The sequence below is a fragment of the Edaphobacter sp. FHG110511_03 genome (genome assembly GCF_059115365.1).
Window position 1 is genome coordinate 1 of the sequence record NZ_JBZYWL010000011.1, and the last position, 17,508, is coordinate 17,508.

The following is a 17,508-nucleotide window of genomic DNA, read 5'->3' on the forward strand; positions in this document are numbered from 1 at the left end:
GATGGCCACAACCGGAAAAGTGTCACCTTCTATAGCGGCATCCTTTTTGAGAGAGCTCGTTCTGACAGGGGCACCCGATTTGGATGGTTTTCGATTCATCATCTCCCGCGCACGCACTCATTCTAATCCGTAAAGGCTCATTATCGCCTCATGGGCAGATCCAACCAGCCGAAGGTTACCGCATCGCTACTCTGCATCCGTTCGCGGTGGTCTCAGTTTGGTTCCAGGATTAATTGGCGTCTACCTTCTTTTCGGAAGAGGCCTGAGCGGTCTTTGGCCCCCTCTGCCGGATGTCTGTCATGGCCGTGCGCCGGAGGATTTTGGGGAAGTTCGTCCCTCTTACCGGAACGACTTACGGCCTTCGTTACCGGTCTAAGCTGCGGTGAGTCTTAGAACATCACGCATAAGTTTCAGTAGATACATTTCCTCCCAATCCACGATTGCCCTTCCGATGCCCGTATCCCTCCATTCGTGCATTTGTGTCCCCGTGATTCGCCATTGAGGATACGATGCAACCCAGCTGTTAGGACTGTACTTGGCGAGCCTCCGCTAGAGCGGCGAGAGCCCGAGTCAGATTGACCGTGCAATCGCGAGTGTGATTCCCCTGCCGTGTTGCAGACGATATGGAAGACTCATGCATCGAACAAGGTGATTCGCGGAAGTCCTGTTTGGGTCGAGGACTAAGCGTTGGCACTTATATTTTTATTATGGGCCTCGGAGAGGCCTCCCCGGCATTCCCCGAGACCCTTGAGACGGAGCGCACGCTCTTGAGTTGAGGCGCTCGAGGGCGGGCCTTGCGCAGACACCACCGGTTATTAGGATGTCCGTTTAGCAAATTTGGTGGTCGTTGCTGGATTCCGCCTCCGATGTTGCTGACGGTATGAAAGAGTCATGCACCAAACAAGCGGTTTCGGGGAATCACCTATTTAGGAAGAAGGAGCTGCATAACTGCCAACCAACAGACGGAATGCTCAAGATTTAGTCATTTCATGTGTAGCGCAGATTGCGACAGCGGTTGATTACTCAACGTCGCCTGCGTGGTTTGTGCTTGAACATCCTCGCGATGGTCGGTGAGTTGGACTTTGCCGAGAGCCTGGCTGACGCGACTGATATGTCCGAAGAACGAGCGCCTCTTCCGGGAGGCCGGTCACAATAGCAGCGATTCGACCGTCTGGACCATCCTGTCCGTCTCTTACAGCGGCAAAGAAGTTGGTCTGGACTTTCCCAATACCAAGCTCGAGCGATTCCGTGTTCCTGTTTCTGACCTGAGCTTTGTCAACAGCCCGCGTCCCGCCAAGCCGAAGGAACCTGTGAAACCAAAGATTAATACACGAAGAGGTTCGCGAACACCTCGTGGCAATCCATCACTCTATGGTTGAGCACCTGCAGGGAGAGGTCGCCGCGCTGAAGAAGTGGCTGCGCAGCAAGGGGGTGTCCGCCGGCGGCCCGCTTGACGAATTCGCAGACGCGACCGAGACAAGCGGGCAGGAAGCATAGACGCGATCGAAAGATTGATGGAGGAGTAGCGTCACGCAGCCCTCCGCCCATCAGCGAGCATCCAACCATTGCAGGAGGGTTCGAAAATGCCCTCGGATCCCATAGAGAAAGCCAAACTCTCTGCTGCCAGATCGCTTGTCGAGCTGGTGTGGGATACGCCGAGCATTCCCCACACCTTCAACATCGAGTACGAAGGCGCAGCCTGGGAGGTCGTCGTCAGGGCCAAGCCGTCAGAAGACGGCGGCCTTTCAGATAACAGCGAAGAGGACCTCACCGAGCAGCTACCGGAGTAGCTGGAAGCATGAAATTGAGCCCGGTTACGGTAAGCGATTTCAATCCCGAAACTTACGATCTGCCGAAGGTGGACAGATTCGATGCTGGAACAGAAGGAAAGCCCTGCGATGGCGAGACGCGAGAGCGGCTTCGTGGATGGGCAGACGCACAGCAATAAACTGTCACCCCAGAGAGTGTGGCATCAAAGCCTCTAAAGGAGGGACGAATGAAACCATCAGATGGTTGATTCGGGGCCTGGCGACGATCGACAACGGCATTACACATCTGTACGCGACTCCAGACCCCACGCTTATCGGTTGGGCCTCTAACCAATCACTACCCGCCGCCCTGGACGGTCGCTATGCGGACTGTACATAGCGATTAATTTGGGCGCCTAAGTCACCCCCCACTTAAATCGTGAAGCCCGCTTCTTGTTAGCGGGCTTCATAGATTTCATCTGTTACAGTCATGGGGTCAAGGTCTTGTTCCCTATGACCGATTTATCTTCGTTAGACCTCTGTACGATTTGATCTCCATCAGAGATCTTCCCAAATGTGCTTCTGCCGCCACTCTTATCGTCAGCATCCGACTCGTGCGCAGAAGAGATATCAGTCGCTCCCGTCTCTTTGAGAGACGCCTTGGCGACGTCGACCTGTTCGGAACTGGCGCAATGGACGGAGAGAAGAGTTCCTCCCCCCTTCACTGCACCTTCGTAGCGTTTTGCTTCATATTCCGGGATACCTAGGCCGACGAGTGCACCTACAATCCCCCCGACAGCACCACCGACACCTAAACCCGCAAGTGCGCCCATGATGGGTCCTGCAGCGATGAGGGGGCCAACGCCCGGAATCGCGAGAGCGCCTATCCCGGCAAGAAGTCCCAACGTCCCTCCAACGGCTCCGCCGGTTGCCACGCCCGTTGCAGTACCTTCTGGGGCCTTGGTGCTCTTTTCGTGAGCAAACGCGCGTGTGCTCTCGTCATCCGGAAGCAAGACCGAAATGGACTCATTGCTGAACCCTCTTGATAGAAGGTGGTCGACGGCTGCTTCAGCTGTACCTGGCGTCTTATAGATACCGAAGACTGCGATATTTTTGTCAGACATGGGGAAAACTCCTATGGAATTAACGTGAGTGTGGTTTCGACTTAACCATCAGGGCTTGACCGTGAGTTGGTTCGTGATATTGCCGGTCGGAACAATACCAGCTAAGTCATTGGCTATCCGCTGCTTTTCTTCTTCTGATTTCACTGGGCCTTTGAGAGTGACCTGCCCATTCGTTGTGATGATCTTGATGTTGTGGGCATAGGACGATAGCTCCTTATCCGCCATGATCGTCTTACGGACCTTAGCCGTGGTTAGGCGATCGTTGGAGGCGTTCGGCTGATCATCTGCGGTTTTCTTGTGGTCGGCATTGGTTTTGGAATTATCGGGAGATGCTTCTTGCCCCGTTTGTGCACTGCTAAGCACAGGGGAGACGGAGCAAGCAACAGCAAGGACGGCAGAAGCCGCGAGCGTGCTTCCAATCAATTTCATAAAGTGACCTTTCGACTGGGGGGTGTACGGTCCCGAATCACGGACGATGGATCACACCAAGCTCAGTAATTATTGGGACGGAAGAAAGCCCAGCTCGAGTTGTCCGTGAGGGAACTTGGCGGCGCACTATTACACAACAATGACGCCCACCTCTTCTTATCATTGGATGTCACACTACAAGCGACACGAGTTATAAATACCAGCTAGCCGAGAAGCAGAGTTAGTGGATCCATATTTATCTTCCGGGCTTAAAGACCAGGACGGTGAGCATATTTGGTTCGATGCTGAGTGGGATGAATCGGCAAAGGCGGTTGAGCCTTAGTCCTAAGAGCGCCGATACAAGATCGCCAACGACTGAAGCTAAACCCGTCTAAACCCCGAACTAGTGTGTGAGATAAGATGCGGTATCTGTTACATATGCGACACCGAGGAGCCGCATCGTTGGCAAGCTGGACGGGACAATGGACAAACATCGGTCAATTCTTTGGCTTCTTTTCCGCACCTTTGCCTGGATTAACTGCGTTGATGAGTTCTGGTGTGGAAACAGCCCGTAAAGAGATCTTCTGACGCTCTGTGTCGATTCGCTGTGACCGTTCAAAGGGAGGGAGCACTATCGCCTTTCCGCTCTCAAGGGCCGCCATGATGCCCTCAAGTACGCGAACGTCGGCGAACCCTTCTTCTCCATTCGGCTCTGGACTCTCATCATTCAGGATGCATTCGGAAAAGTACTTCAGCTCGCCGCCGAAGTGATCTGTGTTCTTGAAGGTCTGCTCCTCCTTCTTCTCACCGATGATGATGGTCTGCGCTAGTCCCTTGCCGAAGGTATAAGCCGGATCGAGTTCTATTGTCCCCGCGGTTCCAACCGCGATGAGCGAGTTCGAGGGATTACCAAAATAGGACAAGTTGAATTGGGCAAGCTTGTTGTTTGGAAATCGCAGCGTTACTGCGACGGTGTCGAAGAAGTTCTGTGGGAAGTTGGATTGAGGATGTTTTGTGCCTACTGCGGAGACAACTTCGGTGGGCTCATCTTCGAAGACATAACGTGCTGCATTGACCGGATAAGGTCCCATATCGAAGACCGGACCGGCTAACTCTCCATTCTTCACTCGATGATTGTCAGGATCGACCAACTGCGAGAAAGTTGATACGAATAGATGAACGTCACCGAGTAGACCTGATCGAACTTTATCGATTGTGTCAAGCGTCCCCGGTTCGAAATGAAGTCTGTAGGCGACCATGAGTTTGGCGTTCGATGCTGCCTCCACGTCCAAGATCTCCTTTGACTTGGCCGTTGAGACTTCGAGCGGTTTCTCGGTGAGCACGTGTATCCCGGCCTTCAGCGCGGGAACAATAAACTCTGCGTGACGCCAGTTCGGTGTTGCCAAATAGATGGCATCAAATGTCCCCGAGGCGAGGGCTTCCTGGAATTGTTCGTAACTGAAGACTGCTTGAACGCCGTACTTCTTCCCGAGTTCACCGGCTTTCACCGGATCTGAGGTAACGAGCGCAGTGATTTCTGAGTTTCCGGTGTGATCAACTCCCGGCATCATGTCTTCCTGCGCGATATCGCCGAGTCCGACAATCGCGTATCGAACCTTGGGCTTAGTCTCCAATCCGATCAACTCTTTGATTCCCATAATGCTCTTCTCCGATTTCAGATTCTTAGTGAAGTAATTCAACAATCACTTGCTCATAAGCGAATGAGCGCAATACCAGATTCAGGGTCAATCTCTTTTTTCAGATGCTCGGGGCTTTCGGTAATGACGATTTCGCAGGTAGGGCGAACAGTCGCGCTCAAAAGGTGACCGCCGTGAGCTGAACCATCCTCGCGTCCAATGACAAGGTGCGCGTGAACCTGCGGCTCGCCATTCTTGAGCGCGATATCGCCAATGAGCGAGAGTAGTTCGACCTGTTCCTGAAGCTTGAACGCTGTTTCATACTTCTTTGTTTCCCAGTTGAACCAACCGACTTCGACATCGCTCAGTGCGCCGATCGCCTTAAAGCTACTTGCAGCTAGGTGTTGCGATTGGGCAAAGGATTTGAGAGACGACAAGATTTCATCCCCGTTGTCGAGAATGACTACAAAAGTCAATGGATCTTCCGCAATTTGTTTCGAACGCATCACGCCCTCACGGCTTTTGATGCGGATGATTCGGAACGCGTTCAGTCTGTTGTCAAGGTCCTCTCAGAAAACGGCCCTATTTTGATCATTTGTCCCGCGGTCAAACCCCACTGAGCATACACGCGTCATAACTTGTGTCCAGTCAAATGGACAAACCTGTCGGAGATAAAGATGAGTAACGCGTCGGACATACTCATAGAACGCTTGCTTGCCTGGGGCGTTGATACCATATTCGGTCTGCCGGGAGATGGCATCAATGGAGTCTTCGAGTCTCTTCGAAGGCAGAAAGAGCAGATACGGTTCATTCATGTGCGACATGAAGAGGCCGCCGCATTCATGGCCTGCGCCTACGCGAAATTCACAGGCAAGTTGGGTGTGTGTATTGCGACCTCCGGACCGGGAGGAATCCATCTCCTGAATGGTCTATACGACGCGAAAATGGACCATGCGCCGGTCGTCGCGATTACGGGATTGCAGCATAGCGATCTGATTGGCACCCTTACCCAACAGGACGTTGCTCTGGATAAGCTCTTTATCGACGTAGCGGTCTATAACGAGCGAATCATGAGCGGAGCGCATATGGAGAGCGTAGCCGATTTGGCAATCCGCACAGCACTGGCTTCCCGTGGCGTGGCACACATCACAATCCCGGTAGACGTCCAGCGTCAGGAGATCAAGAAGGGACGGTCGGAGCGGAACCCTATCCATCACACTTCGGCAGTCCCAGCCTACTTCGATCAGCTTCCGGCCCGGAGCGAGTTGGAGCATGCAGCGGATATTCTCAATCGCGGGAAGAAGATCGTAATCCTGGCTGGTCAGGGCGCTTTGCATGCAACTCCGGAACTTGAGGAGCTTGCAGAGACGCTCGGTGCCCCGGTCATTAAAGCTCTGCTGGGGAAAGCTGCTGTGCCGGATGACAGCCCCTATACAACTGGCGGTATCGGTCTCCTTGGAACAGAACCATCTCAAGACGCGATTGAAGGGTGCGACACCCTCTTGATGGTTGGAACATCTTTCCCCTATATCGAATTTCTACCCGAGCCGGGATCAATCAAATGTGTACAGATCGATATCGATCCGCAGCGCATCAGTCTTCGTCATCCTGCCGATGTTGGTCTGGTGGGAGATACAAAAAGCACACTTCGCGCATTGCTTCCATTGCTCGAAAAACAGGAGAAGGGGTTCCTTGAAACAGCCCAAAAAGCGAAGGCAGAGTGGCAGAAGCTCATGGAAGAGCGGGGGACGCGACCTGATAAACCGATGAAACCTCAGATTGTAGGGTGGGAGCTAGGCAAGCGGATCCCGTCGAACGCTATCGTTACCTCTGACTCCGGAACGATCACGACATGGTGGGCACGCTACGTACCCGCCTTGCGTGGGCAGAAACAAAGTTGCTCGGGAAACCTCGCTACGATGGCCTGTGGCCTTCCGTATGCGATTGCCGCGGCTGTCGCGTTTCCTGACCGGCCGGTTTACTGCATTATTGGCGACGGTGGGCTAAGCATGCTTCTTGGCGAATTGATTACCGTTGCCGCATACAAGTTGAACATCAAGATCATCGTGATCAAAAACAATACTCTTGGACAGATCAAATGGGAACAGATGGTTTTCCTCGGAAATCCTGAATACGCATTCGTAGCTGCAGGAAACAGGGGGCGTGGACGGTGCTAGATGCATGAAGCAGTACCGAATGCGGTATTGGAAGGTCTGTTTGAAGTGGATGAGGGGTTGCCTTGCCCAGAGGGGACGGCACTCTTAAGGGCCTTTGCAGACAAACGTCCATCTGACTTCGCATTTCTTAAACGCGGTGATTTTGCCGATCTAGACAATTCGGGCTTTACCGGCATTCCTGAATGGGACGCATTCGTAGGGCATTACAGGACGTGCGAACTATGTAACGCCTAATCGTGTGGGTAGGTATGTATTCACCCATAAGAACACGTACCTAAGAACGACTCGGAGAGCATGATGTTCGATGTTGTAACGGCACACGATTTCTACGCCATGTTGGTGCGCGATTTCGACGACTTCATGAAGGAGCCATCCTCTGCCCGGCTGGCTCTCCACTGCGCCATCACAGCACATCATCTTAAAGACTGGGTATGGCACGGGAAACTTGACGCGAGCAAAGAACTGAGACAGAGATTGGGAGTGGGCTCGCTGACTGCTTTCTCCGATTGGGTGTATGCGCACTCCGTATGGATGAGATTCACGAGTGAGATTGCAAACGGAACAAAGCACGTTCGGAATAAACAGAGCTTTGATTCCATGCGCGTCGTCTCATGGCCGTTCAGTTTCGATACAGCGCGCACGGCACTCGACGAAGGGACATGGGACGGCCCTGTTCGCTATGTCGAGAGCTCAACCCCACTCGGCAAGGACGGCAAGGGATATCTGCTGATTGACCTCGGCGAAGAGGCAGCCGAACATCGTTGGCTTTACGCGGCGAATCTATTAGAGGTTTCTCTCCGGTTTTGGCGAGACTTTTTTCGCCTCTATCTGCCTGAGCCGACAATCTGTCCTAGCAAGCATCATGTGGACTGATTGAAGTGGTGTAAAAGTTCAACTATAGAAAAGAAGAACAGAGAGACCCTGCGTATATGGACAATCTTGAGCGGTTGAGGAAGGCAATCTCTTCAGTGCTCAGCACCGAGAAGGCCTACGACGTGCAGGAGCGTTGCGTGCAGGTCGGTCTAACGCCTCCAGATGGAGGTGACGCATGGTCCGGAAAAGAGCGGTATGTCTATAGCCTTGTCCGGAACCTCTGCAACGATGCGCTGATCGAAACTGCTGAAAAGGTGAAGAAATGGCGTTCCTCGTATGAACTTGAGGAGGCGCTTGAGCTATCACGACCTTCACGAGACGGTGTCATTTCTGCGATTTGTCGGCGCGACATCGTGGATGAATTAGATCAGATCGATAATCTCCCCGGCAGGCTTGGGGTTGTCCAATTTGCATCTCGCATTTTCCCGCTCACGGAACTGCGGCCTCCAACATTTGACTTTAAAAGCCTCAACCTTCAGGACTACGTTATTCAACACATGGTTAATAATCCTGAGGATCTTTCTTGGAAGAGCTTTATGGAAGAAGTCAACTATCTAGATATTTCCGAGGATAGATTTAGACGATTTCTCGAAGAATGCGTTCATCCGGAAGTCCGTAGTGGTGAGAGTCAACGAGCTGTCGCGGATGTTCTAAATAGGCCTCTGCAGCGTGAAGGTTTTGAGCTTCGTCCCGTCGATGAGATGTCTGGATATCCAGTATTTCGCTTAGTGAAGACTGGAGGAGTTGAGGGACGGAGCAAAAATCTGATCTTTGCAGCGATTGGTCCGAAGCCAGAAATCGTGTTGGCTGATGCGATCAACAACGATCTACGCGTCGTGAGGAACGAAGAGTTTTGCTTGGTCTACGATCGCCCCATTGGGATAGATGGGTTGGCATGGACAGAAATGGTTGATTGGTGGCTCGGGCTGCATCCAGATTCCAAGGATGCCGAACGAGATCTGTATAAGCGCCTCTATCAATCGCTCGACTCCGAGGCGGAACGTAATTTTTTCAAGAGCTATTTCGAGCATCTTCGACCGAAGTCACAGGGAAACCTACCTGCCCTGATTCCGCAGGTTTACCTGCATTACGATCCTTACACCCTTCGAGAACTTCCCAACGGGAGTGCGCTGCGCCGACAAAGAATGGATTTTCTTTTGCTACTGCCCGGTAGACGCCGCATTGTCATGGAAATCGACGGTCAACAGCACTACTCAGAGGACGGTCGTCCCAGTCCGCGGTTATATGCGCAGATGGTATCCGAAGATAGAACGCTGAGACTGCAAGGTTATGAGCTTTACCGGTTCGGCGGACTTGAATTGACGGATGCTGACTTTAGAACAGTGGTGATTTCATTCTTGGACAAGCTCTTCAGAGGAAAGTGACGCGCATGACCAGATGGCCACTCAAGCCAGCCACGTTTTCAATTTGTCCTCAAGGATGAAAAGCCGTGTGACAGCAGGTCTGCAAATGATTTGTCGCCTAATGGCTGTCAAAGAGATTCACTTGCCGATTGCTGATCGGTGTTGCGTCAACGAGCCGCGCTTTCATTTTTGAGGCAGGAAGAATGCGCAGTAGATGTACGGGAGGGCGCTCCGTCGGCGAAAGATACTCTTCGTAATCCCGTAGCTCTAGAAAAGTCGTCATGCGGTCATGAATCGGGGCCATCAATTCGTTCGGTTCACCCGTGAGCACTGCAAACGTCTTTTCCAAATGGTCTGTTTTCGGGTTCTTCCATAACTTCCAGACTACGGCCATTCCGAAAGGCTGCTGCCCTGGAATGGTGAACTCGTACTTCGGCTTCTTACCGTTCTCGACTTCCTGCCATTCATAGATGGCATCCCCTGGGAGGATGCAGCGCCCAGTCATGAAGGCGTCCTTCCAGAACTTTGAACGCTCGATGCCTTCAGAGCGCGCATTGAAGAGAAGACGATCCGGTAGCTTGAACGCCCAATGCATCAGTTCTAGTTGCCGCTCACCGTCATCGTTCAAGTAGATGACTGGCTGCATCGACTGAGGGCGCAGGTCATCACCGTCGTCGAACACTGACTCATCCAATCCTGCCGTTACCTTGAAGACTTCCGCAACATGCTGTTTGTCTGAGCCCCGCTTAAACCGTCCGCACATCGTCTATGTCTCCCTCACAACTTTTCTCGGATCTTTGTCGTCTCGCATCCCCGTGAACTGGGTATGCCGCAAATGATCCGCTCCTGTCCACTCTAGAAATTCGAAATTAGCTACAGTCTCGGGCTTAAGCCAAACGCAGTCTTTCATCTTCTCGGCGGTCAATCCCTGTCCCCAGCGACCGGCCTGCTTCTCAGGAAGATTTACGAAGGGACATGTCTGCGTCTTCAGATGCTTGATCTGTTCAAAGACAGCGCGGCGAATCGCGGGAACAAACCCGGCTCGCACGCGCGCAGCATAGTACAAATCTTTGCCTCGGTAGAAGCCGATCACGAGGGCATCGAAGCCATGGGTTCCAGGAGTGTAGCCGCCGATCACAAACTCCTGCCCAAGATTGACACGATGCAATGTTCAATCGCACCTGCGGCACTCACGAGCCGATACCACCGCAAACGAGTACATGCAGGAACTTCCTGAGAGTGTGCAGCAGATGGTAGGAACGGTCTACGCGATGCTCACGTCGACGGCAACAAAGCAGCAGCAGGCAGGGTAGGGGTTTGAGCCGGTATAACCGGTACATTTGATGCGAGCCGGTAAAGTTTGGCATCAAATGGCATCAAGTCCCTCACGCAGGTTGCTCTAAGTTGTTGATTCTATGGTGGGCGCAGCAGGATTCGAACCTACGACTTCCACCGTGTGAAGGTGGCACTCTACCGCTGAGTTATGCGCCCCATGTCCCTCAGGACGGCGAGGTAAGCCGACGAGGACCCTACCTGAAAGAATACCATCTTGACGGGTCTCTCCCAACCCCTTGCCCATCCTCAGTACGGGAAACATCTTCGTTCCCCAAACGATACAATCACCACAACCGCTTCAGCATGGCTCAACCTCCCCATTCCGGCCCCCTGACGAACAATCCGCACCCTCCGGACACGGCCCCCCCAAAAGATCCCTCGCAAACCCAGGCAGAAGCGCAACCCGGCGACGAAGACGGTGTTAGCACTGATATGGCGACGCTCGCAGTCAACCCGCCCCTTCTGGCCAAGCTTGAAATGGCTGAGCAACATCACCTGCCAGGTGAATTCGCTCAAATGGACGATGCAGCCATCATGCTTGAGCTGCGCGCCGGAAATATGGTCGCGTTCGATTACCTGCTTCAAAAGTATAGGAAACCGATCGTTCACTTTATGTACCGCATGGTTCACAACCAGGCCGTCGCCGAGGAGCTTGCCCAGGAAGTCTTCCTTCGCGTCTATCGCTCCCGTGAGACCTACCGCGCCGAGGCCCGGTTCAGCACCTGGCTGTACCGCATCGCCACCAACCTGGGCGTCAATCATGCACGCGACACCCGGCACGAACGCGCCGCTTCGACCGTCTATCTCGACGAGGTGGACTCCGACACCGGCATGACTCCCGATCTCGCCGATTCCACCCCGGGTGCCGAGACCAACATGCTCCGCCGGGAACGCATGAATGCCATCCGCGAACACGTCCTTGCTCTGCCCGAACGTCAACAGATGGCCGTTCTCATGCACAAATACGAAGGAATGGACTACAAGCAGATCGGCGATGTGCTCAAACTGAGCGAATCCGCCACCAAATCGTTGCTCTTCCGCGCCTACCAGACCTTGCGCGGGAAGCTCAAAGGTTTTATTTAGTCCCTTGAGGACCTTGATTCGCACCATCCTTTCGGTGCCGCAAAGATAAGAGGAATTGGAGAGAGTCTCATGAACTGCCACGACTGCCAATCCGCGCTTCCGGATCTACTGCTTGACCCAGCTGCCTCGTCGAACGCTACCACGCGCGCGCATATCGATTCCTGCAGCGAATGCCGACAGGAGCTTGAAGCCCTTCAGGCGACCATGTCGCTGCTCGATACCTGGGAAGCGCCCGATCCATCCCCCTACTTCGATCAGAAGCTCGCCGTTCTTCTTCGTGAAGAACAAGCCAAGGCTCCTGCCGGATGGTTCGAGCGCATGCGCTCCCGCCTGCTCTTCAACACCGGCCGCCAATTTCGTCCGGTTCTCGCCGGAGCTTTTGCCCTCGCCTTGCTCATAGGAGGAGGAACCTTCGCCGACCTTTCCAACCTCCACATCACGAAGCCCCAGTCCTCTGCGATCGTCGAAGACCTGCAAATCCTCGACAAAAACGATCAGGCCCTCCAGACCATGGACCAGATCCTGCTGGAGGACGGCTCTGCGGACGAAGCCGGGGTGCCTCCTTCCAGCTAACAGCTAAACTGGTAGCCACAAAACTTTCGCTGAAAGGAGCAGGACGAAGTAAGCTTTTATCAGTCTCACTTACCCGCTAAAAAACCTTGGTTTTATGCCTCTGCTCGCTCCAACCCGCCGTGCCTACACTTCAGTGCTTGCGGGACTGATGCTGGCTGTCCTGCATCTTTCTGCGGATGCACAGCCGCCGAAAGCCGGCCCGAGCGCTCCCCCCCCGCCTCCCCGTGTGGAGTGGCAGCGCCCCCCGGGCATGAATCATCCCGGAAGCGGCCCCCATCTCAAGCAGTGGATGCAAAGCCATAGCAACCTTACCCCTGAGCAGCAGCAACAAGCGCTCGAGCGTGAACCCGGCTTCCGCAGCCTTCCCCCTGAAACCCAGCAGCGGCTGCGCAACCATCTCACACAGCTCAACAGCATGTCGCCCCAGCAACGCCAGCGGCTGCTCGATCACAACGAAGCCATGGCTCGCCTCAGCCCGCCGCAGCGTCAACAGGTTCGCGAAGCGGTCAAGCAGTTTGCCAGCCTCCCTCCCGATCGTCGCCACGAGGTCGCCCGCACCTTCCGCCAGCTTCGGGATATGCCCGAGCCGCAGCGCCAAGCTCTCCTTGACTCCGAAAGCTACCGCGGCCGTTTTACCCCCCAGGAGCGCGACGCGCTCTCCGGACTCTTCTCGGTCGAGTCCTACCACGTCATCATGCCCAACCGGAAGACCGAAGAGTCCCCGGAGAGATAATCTCCCTGCAGTTCCCTTGCAGAAATTCTTCTATTGACGCAAGGCCGCTCCCGTCCTACTTTAATAAAGATGAACACGCGTCACATTCTCTGTTGTCGCTGTCGCCGCTCCTAAGCCGGCCAGCGCAGAGGCGTGTTTCGCACTTTTAAAGTGCTGCCCTGCATCACCCCCACCTAAAACTAAGAGAATCGAGCCCTCCATGAAAGTCTTTGCTGGGAAGCTCTTCGCCGCGCCCATTCTGCTCGCAGGCCAGTTCCTGTTCGCCATCGCCCTTCACGCTGCCGCGACCTCGCCGGTCGACGGCATCTGGGAGGGAACCGCCACCGTCCGCGGTCACGAGGTCCCCCTCCGCCTCCAGATCACCGGGACCACTTCCAATCTCCACGCCTCGCTTCTTAATGGACCGGAAAAAGCCGCAGCCTCGTCCGCATCCCTCCAGGACAACAAGCTCCTGCTGAACTTCAACTACTTCGCCCGCACTCTTGAGGCGAATCTAGCGGACGATCAGCTCACCGGAACCTTCGGCTCAACCGCCACCGGCCCCCACTCCACTCCACGAGTTCCAATCACCCTTCATCGTGCCCCCGCACCCTCCGCCACCGCCGCTGGACCCGACATCCACGGTGACTGGGAGATCGCCGTCGCCAGTTCCAAGGGCGAATCTGCGTGGCAACTCCGTATCGACCCCACTCCCAACAACGCCGTTCGCGCCGTCATCCAGCGCATCGACGGCGACACCGGCTCCCTCTACGGCGCTTGGGACGGACATCAGTACCTTCTCAGCCACTTCGACGCCCACGGCCCTGCCCTCTACTCCGTCGTTCCGCAGGCTGAAGGCTCGTCCGGCACGACCCTCCTCGTCTCCAACCTGCTCGCCTCCGACGCTCAAAAGGCGAAGGTCACCGATCTCGTCGCTCGTCGCCCCACAGAGGCTCGCAAACAAAATCTCGCTGCCCCCACCGAGTCCACCGAGCAGACCCGCGTCAAAGACCCCTCCGCTCCCTTCACCTTTAGCTTTCCCAATCTCGCCGGCAAGCAGGTTTCAAACAGCGATCCTGAGTTTCGCGATAAGGTCGTCATCGTCGCCATCGGCGGTTCCTGGTGCCCCAACTGCCACGACGAAGCCCCCTTCCTCGAGAGCCTCTACAAGCAATTCCACGGCAAGGGACTTGAGATCGTAAATCTCAGCTTCGAAGAAGAGGACCAGCTTCACGATCCCGCCGGCCTGCGCGCCTTCATCAAGCGATACGGCATCACCTACCCAGTCCTCGTGGCCGGAACGCCCGATCAACTTACCGAGAAGATCACCCAGGCCGACAATCTCAACTGCTGGCCCACGTCCTTTATCCTTGGCCGCGACGGTCGCGTTCGCGAAGTCCACGCCGGATTCGCCGGTCCCGCCAACCCACCCGCCCACCAGGCCCTCCAGCACGAGGTCACGACACTGGTCGAAAAACTCCTCGCCGAACCCGCCGCAACTCAAAAAGCCTCCAACTAGGCCGAATAAGCGGATCGACCCACCTGAGAAGGATGAATCGGAACGGGTCGATCCGCATAAATGAGCTACTCCAGATCTGTGCGCGAACTCAAGCCAGGCCCTCATTTCGGGGGCATGAAGCGTGCAAAAAAGCCAAGCGTTCGTTGTTCCGCGTCCTCCATCGCTTTTTCAGAGAACCCATGATTTTCGTCAGGGTAGAAGTGATGGTCGCATTGCACCCGCAGCATGTCGCACAGCTTAACGAGCTGCTTTGCGTTCACAATCGGTATATTCGTGTCGTTTTCTCCATGAAGAATCAAAAGAGGCGGCATCTCCTTGATCTGTTCGAAGAAAGTATCGGGCAAACTGCCATACCAGTCTGCAATTGCATCAACAGGCCCGCGCTGAGAGCCAAACGCGAGAGCGACGGAGGCGCCAAGCGAATATCCAACCAGAAACACACGCTCTGTGGAAGGCACTTTACGGCACTCAGCAGCAAAGGTGGCAACAACCCCCGCCCACTTCCTGTAATTCTCAACGGAGGCATTGGTAGAGCGGGCCACATCGAAGTAATGAGGCATCAAGACGTGGTACCCCTGCGAACCGAAGAACGTCGCTTGATCTTTGTAGAACCCACCCGGGCCGCTGGCTCCATGCAGAAGGATTAGACACCCCGCTGCATTTGGAGGTCCCAACTCCTCGTAGTTGATACGCGCGTCGCTTGGACCTTCCTGTAGAACTTTCTTTGTCGCCTTCGTTCCCGCGCCAAGGACCAGAACGTTCACGAGCAGAAACAACGCGTATAAGCAAAGGAATCTCACTGTCGGTTCTTTCCGTGAGTTCAGGTAGCGATGCATCCCTGACAGTATGCTCTCGATAGCACTTGCCGAAAGTCGCCCTATCGGATGCCAACTTAGAAGAACGAGTTTTGACCGACGCAGCGGTCGGATAGGGAGTAGAATCATGTCCGCTTGCGGGGCTTGTTTGAACTGTCTGAATTAAGGTCTGAATCTTCGTTTTTTGGAGTCCTACATGAAGTCAGCCCTTCGCGCGCTTCAGCGATTCCTCGTTCTGATTTTTTTAGCCGCCTTTTCGTTCCCCATCTTCGCGCAGCAAATCGGTCACTATATCGGAGGCTTTACCGGCCTTGAAAACGGCTCCTCGGCCCCTCCTGGGGTTTACATTGCGAACTTTGGCATGGTTGAACAAGTTCAAACGATCAAGGGGCCGAACGGCAATACAGCGCTTCGTCCCGACATCTCCGTTGGCGGCGCTATAGCCGCTTACAGCGTCACCACTGAGAAGAAGGTTCTCGGTGCCCATTATGGTCTGGCCTTCATGGTTCCGGTCCTCAATACACGATTCAACTCAAACATCTTCAACGTATCGGACGTCTCCGCCGGTGTCTCCGACATCCTCTTTGAGCCTGTCAACCTCGGCTGGGTCAAGGGTCGTGCCAACTACACGGTCAACTACAGCTTCTATGCACCAACCGGTGATTTCGACCCCGACCTTGCGCTCAACCCTGGTCTGGGTTTTTGGGAGCACCAGATTCAGGCAGGGTTGACCCTGAATCTCGATAAAAAGAAGCTTTGGAATGCGTCCGGTCTCACCACCTGGGAGATCAATCACAGCAAGTCCGGCGTCGATGTAAAACCAGGTCCGATCTTCACCGGGGAGTACGGCTTTGGACGACGCTTCTTCAAATACCAGATGAATGCAGGCATCGTCGGGTACGCATCGCAGAAACTTTCGGCTGACTCCGGCAGCAGCATCAATCCAGCGATTAGGGGCGAACTTGATCGTGCCTTCGCGGTAGGAGCGGAGTGGAAATATACGGATATAAAACATCATCTCGCTTACGGTGTGCGCTATGAGGACCAGTTCGGCGTCCAGCTTCGTACCTCAGGGCCGATCTTTATCTTCAACATTACCGTTCTCAATCTGTTCCCTCCGCAGGCATCTTCAAAGTAACTCTGGATAGTGAACACTCTACTGACGAGAAGAGCGGTTAGCTGTCCGGTTCAGCCAATGACGCGGCGGAAACGTTCTGGCCAAACTCGTTCTTTGCGATCTTCACCAGATGACCGGCAGCAGGGTTGCGGATCGCAGCCTCCGTCCAGAGATCGATGGAAGACGATCCTCGCGAACGCAATCGGCGGAAGACGGCCCCGGGGATGTTGAGACGTGCCACGCTCTCGGGCGCCACCGAGACCCCCATGCCTGCTGCGACCAGGCTGACGATGGTGACCCACTGCGGAGCTTCCAGCGCAATGTTCGGCGTAAAGCCGCCCGCCGTGCAGACAGCCAGCGTACGCTCGAATGCCAGTCGCGCTATGCGCGGGGAGAAGAGAACGAACGGATCATCCTGCAATGCACCTGGAGACATCGCGCCGCTTCCCTTGGCGAGACGATGAGATTGCGGAAGAACCGCCACGAAGGGTTCTTTCGAGAGTGAAGACATCTTCAAGCCTTGAACGCGAGAACCATCGCGGATGAAGCCGACATCGAGCGTTCCGTCCAGCAGAAGGGGTTGCTGTTCATGCGCATACATCTCCCGCAGTTGAACCTGCACCTTGGGATACTGTCTTCGAAAGCGATCCAGTACAAAGGGTAGGCGGCCATACATCGCAGACCCGCTGAAGCCGACAGAGAGCGTCCCTTCTTCTCCGTTGCCGATGCGCCTCGCGGTCCGTATTGCGTCATCGAAGCTGCCACGGAGTGTTGCAGCTCGCGCGGCAAGAAACTGCCCGGCGGGCGTGAGCGCTACGCCTCGGGTTGTTCGCGTCAGGAGTGCATGTCCGAGGGCCTGCTCGATCTTCTTGATCTGCAGGCTGAGATTCGGTTGAGCGATTCTCAGCTGACTCGCGGCGCGTCCGAAGTGGAGCGTCTCCGCAACCGCGAGGAAGTATCGCATCTGGCGCAGTTCTAACTCGTTCTTCATATATATGAAAAAGAATATCAACTCTGGCCATT

The 17,508-nt window shown here is 54.8% G+C and carries 18 protein-coding genes and 1 tRNA gene; 10 read left to right on the top strand and 9 right to left on the bottom strand.

Going from position 1 to position 17,508, the window contains the following annotated elements; translation table 11 throughout:
- Positions 1 to 1,583: 1,583 nt before the first annotated feature.
- The gene (locus tag AC5S26_RS26985; protein ID WP_494188056.1) at positions 1,584 to 1,790 is read left to right on the top strand and encodes a hypothetical protein; all 207 of its coding nucleotides are present in this window, start codon (positions 1,584 to 1,586) and stop codon (positions 1,788 to 1,790) included.
- Between the two features lie 8 nt (positions 1,791 to 1,798).
- Positions 1,799 to 1,948 carry a hypothetical protein gene (locus AC5S26_RS26990; protein WP_494188057.1) on the top strand — a complete coding sequence of 50 codons (150 nt, stop codon included), beginning with the start codon at positions 1,799 to 1,801 and terminating at the stop codon, positions 1,946 to 1,948.
- A gap of 288 nt (positions 1,949 to 2,236) precedes the next feature.
- Here the strand turns inward: AC5S26_RS26990 and AC5S26_RS26995 are convergent, their stop codons facing one another.
- The 4 genes from AC5S26_RS26995 to AC5S26_RS27010 all read right to left on the bottom strand — a co-directional run bounded on the left by AC5S26_RS26995 (position 2,237) and on the right by AC5S26_RS27010 (position 5,423).
- The gene (locus tag AC5S26_RS26995; protein WP_494188058.1) at positions 2,237 to 2,872 is read right to left on the bottom strand and encodes a DUF3341 domain-containing protein; all 636 of its coding nucleotides are present in this window, start codon (positions 2,870 to 2,872) and stop codon (positions 2,237 to 2,239) included.
- 48 nt (positions 2,873 to 2,920) lie between these two features.
- Positions 2,921 to 3,301 (bottom strand): BON domain-containing protein, encoded by a 381-nt coding sequence (locus AC5S26_RS27000; protein ID WP_494188059.1) that lies wholly within the window; start codon positions 3,299 to 3,301, stop codon positions 2,921 to 2,923.
- Between the two features lie 476 nt (positions 3,302 to 3,777).
- Entirely contained in the window at positions 3,778 to 4,938 is a 1,161-nt protein-coding gene (locus AC5S26_RS27005; RefSeq protein ID WP_494188060.1) for a Gfo/Idh/MocA family protein, read from the bottom strand.
- A gap of 53 nt (positions 4,939 to 4,991) precedes the next feature.
- The gene (locus tag AC5S26_RS27010) at positions 4,992 to 5,423 is read right to left on the bottom strand and encodes a PPC domain-containing DNA-binding protein (RefSeq protein ID WP_494188061.1); all 432 of its coding nucleotides are present in this window, start codon (positions 5,421 to 5,423) and stop codon (positions 4,992 to 4,994) included.
- 171 nt (positions 5,424 to 5,594) lie between these two features.
- Here AC5S26_RS27010 and AC5S26_RS27015 point away from each other — a divergent pair, with 171 nt between their 5' ends.
- From AC5S26_RS27015 to AC5S26_RS27025, 3 genes are all read left to right on the top strand, one after another.
- A complete protein-coding gene (locus AC5S26_RS27015; RefSeq protein WP_494188062.1) occupies positions 5,595 to 7,094 on the top strand; it encodes a thiamine pyrophosphate-binding protein in 1,500 nt (499 codons plus the stop codon).
- A 294-nt stretch (positions 7,095 to 7,388) separates the two neighbouring features.
- On the top strand, positions 7,389 to 7,967 hold the full coding sequence (locus AC5S26_RS27020; protein WP_494188063.1) for a hypothetical protein: 579 nt from the start codon (positions 7,389 to 7,391) through the stop codon (positions 7,965 to 7,967).
- 56 nt (positions 7,968 to 8,023) lie between these two features.
- Positions 8,024 to 9,352 carry an AbiJ-related protein gene (locus AC5S26_RS27025; protein ID WP_494188064.1) on the top strand — a complete coding sequence of 443 codons (1,329 nt, stop codon included), beginning with the start codon at positions 8,024 to 8,026 and terminating at the stop codon, positions 9,350 to 9,352.
- Positions 9,353 to 9,449: 97 nt separating this feature from the next.
- Here the strand turns inward: AC5S26_RS27025 and AC5S26_RS27030 are convergent, their stop codons facing one another.
- From AC5S26_RS27030 to AC5S26_RS27040, 3 genes are all read right to left on the bottom strand, one after another.
- Positions 9,450 to 10,094, bottom strand: coding sequence for an SOS response-associated peptidase (locus AC5S26_RS27030; protein ID WP_494188065.1), 645 nt, complete (start codon positions 10,092 to 10,094; stop codon positions 9,450 to 9,452).
- A 3-nt stretch (positions 10,095 to 10,097) separates the two neighbouring features.
- Positions 10,098 to 10,499 (bottom strand): ATP dependent DNA ligase, encoded by a 402-nt coding sequence (locus AC5S26_RS27035; protein ID WP_494188066.1) that lies wholly within the window; start codon positions 10,497 to 10,499, stop codon positions 10,098 to 10,100.
- A gap of 248 nt (positions 10,500 to 10,747) precedes the next feature.
- A tRNA-Val gene (locus tag AC5S26_RS27040) sits at positions 10,748 to 10,822 on the bottom strand.
- Positions 10,823 to 10,969: 147 nt separating this feature from the next.
- Here AC5S26_RS27040 and AC5S26_RS27045 point away from each other — a divergent pair.
- From AC5S26_RS27045 to AC5S26_RS27060, 4 genes are all read left to right on the top strand, one after another.
- On the top strand, positions 10,970 to 11,749 hold the full coding sequence (locus AC5S26_RS27045) for an RNA polymerase sigma factor (protein ID WP_494188067.1): 780 nt from the start codon (positions 10,970 to 10,972) through the stop codon (positions 11,747 to 11,749).
- Positions 11,750 to 11,818: 69 nt separating this feature from the next.
- Positions 11,819 to 12,322, top strand: coding sequence for an anti-sigma factor family protein (locus AC5S26_RS27050; protein ID WP_494188068.1), 504 nt, complete (start codon positions 11,819 to 11,821; stop codon positions 12,320 to 12,322).
- Positions 12,323 to 12,416: 94 nt separating this feature from the next.
- Entirely contained in the window at positions 12,417 to 13,055 is a 639-nt protein-coding gene (locus AC5S26_RS27055) for a DUF3106 domain-containing protein (RefSeq protein ID WP_494188069.1), read from the top strand.
- 199 nt (positions 13,056 to 13,254) lie between these two features.
- A complete protein-coding gene (locus tag AC5S26_RS27060; RefSeq protein WP_494188070.1) occupies positions 13,255 to 14,553 on the top strand; it encodes a TlpA disulfide reductase family protein in 1,299 nt (432 codons plus the stop codon).
- A gap of 101 nt (positions 14,554 to 14,654) precedes the next feature.
- On the opposite strand, the gene AC5S26_RS27065 is transcribed toward AC5S26_RS27060, so the two are convergent.
- Positions 14,655 to 15,353, bottom strand: a complete 699-nt coding sequence (locus AC5S26_RS27065; protein WP_494188071.1) for a dienelactone hydrolase family protein — start codon at positions 15,351 to 15,353, stop codon at positions 14,655 to 14,657.
- 211 nt (positions 15,354 to 15,564) lie between these two features.
- Here AC5S26_RS27065 and AC5S26_RS27070 point away from each other — a divergent pair, with 211 nt between their 5' ends.
- Positions 15,565 to 16,506: a SphA family protein gene (locus AC5S26_RS27070; RefSeq protein ID WP_494188072.1), complete on the top strand. Its 942-nt coding sequence runs from the start codon at positions 15,565 to 15,567 to the stop codon at positions 16,504 to 16,506.
- A 37-nt stretch (positions 16,507 to 16,543) separates the two neighbouring features.
- Here the strand turns inward: AC5S26_RS27070 and AC5S26_RS27075 are convergent, their stop codons facing one another.
- Positions 16,544 to 17,476 (bottom strand): LysR substrate-binding domain-containing protein, encoded by a 933-nt coding sequence (locus tag AC5S26_RS27075; protein ID WP_494188073.1) that lies wholly within the window; start codon positions 17,474 to 17,476, stop codon positions 16,544 to 16,546.
- Positions 17,477 to 17,508 lie beyond the last annotated feature (32 nt).

What these genes read in the sequence shown, in the direction of transcription:
- AC5S26_RS27010 (WP_494188061.1), bottom strand. Translation starts at nt 5,423, where the DNA reads ATGCGTTCGAAACAAATTGCGGAAGATCCATTGACTTTTGTAGTCATT.
- AC5S26_RS26990 (WP_494188057.1), top strand. Translation starts at nt 1,799, where the DNA reads ATGAAATTGAGCCCGGTTACGGTAAGCGATTTCAATCCCGAAACTTAC.
- AC5S26_RS27000 (WP_494188059.1), bottom strand. Translation starts at nt 3,301, where the DNA reads ATGAAATTGATTGGAAGCACGCTCGCGGCTTCTGCCGTCCTTGCTGTT.
- AC5S26_RS26985 (WP_494188056.1), top strand. Translation starts at nt 1,584, where the DNA reads ATGCCCTCGGATCCCATAGAGAAAGCCAAACTCTCTGCTGCCAGATCG.
- AC5S26_RS27030 (WP_494188065.1), bottom strand. Translation starts at nt 10,094, where the DNA reads ATGTGCGGACGGTTTAAGCGGGGCTCAGACAAACAGCATGTTGCGGAA.
- AC5S26_RS27020 (WP_494188063.1), top strand. Translation starts at nt 7,389, where the DNA reads ATGATGTTCGATGTTGTAACGGCACACGATTTCTACGCCATGTTGGTG.
- AC5S26_RS27015 (WP_494188062.1), top strand. Translation starts at nt 5,595, where the DNA reads ATGAGTAACGCGTCGGACATACTCATAGAACGCTTGCTTGCCTGGGGC.
- AC5S26_RS27075 (WP_494188073.1), bottom strand. Translation starts at nt 17,476, where the DNA reads ATGAAGAACGAGTTAGAACTGCGCCAGATGCGATACTTCCTCGCGGTT.
- AC5S26_RS27005 (WP_494188060.1), bottom strand. Translation starts at nt 4,938, where the DNA reads ATGGGAATCAAAGAGTTGATCGGATTGGAGACTAAGCCCAAGGTTCGA.
- AC5S26_RS27060 (WP_494188070.1), top strand. Translation starts at nt 13,255, where the DNA reads ATGAAAGTCTTTGCTGGGAAGCTCTTCGCCGCGCCCATTCTGCTCGCA.
- AC5S26_RS27045 (WP_494188067.1), top strand. Translation starts at nt 10,970, where the DNA reads ATGGCTCAACCTCCCCATTCCGGCCCCCTGACGAACAATCCGCACCCT.
- AC5S26_RS27070 (WP_494188072.1), top strand. Translation starts at nt 15,565, where the DNA reads ATGAAGTCAGCCCTTCGCGCGCTTCAGCGATTCCTCGTTCTGATTTTT.
- AC5S26_RS27050 (WP_494188068.1), top strand. Translation starts at nt 11,819, where the DNA reads ATGAACTGCCACGACTGCCAATCCGCGCTTCCGGATCTACTGCTTGAC.
- AC5S26_RS27025 (WP_494188064.1), top strand. Translation starts at nt 8,024, where the DNA reads ATGGACAATCTTGAGCGGTTGAGGAAGGCAATCTCTTCAGTGCTCAGC.
- AC5S26_RS26995 (WP_494188058.1), bottom strand. Translation starts at nt 2,872, where the DNA reads ATGTCTGACAAAAATATCGCAGTCTTCGGTATCTATAAGACGCCAGGT.
- AC5S26_RS27055 (WP_494188069.1), top strand. Translation starts at nt 12,417, where the DNA reads ATGCCTCTGCTCGCTCCAACCCGCCGTGCCTACACTTCAGTGCTTGCG.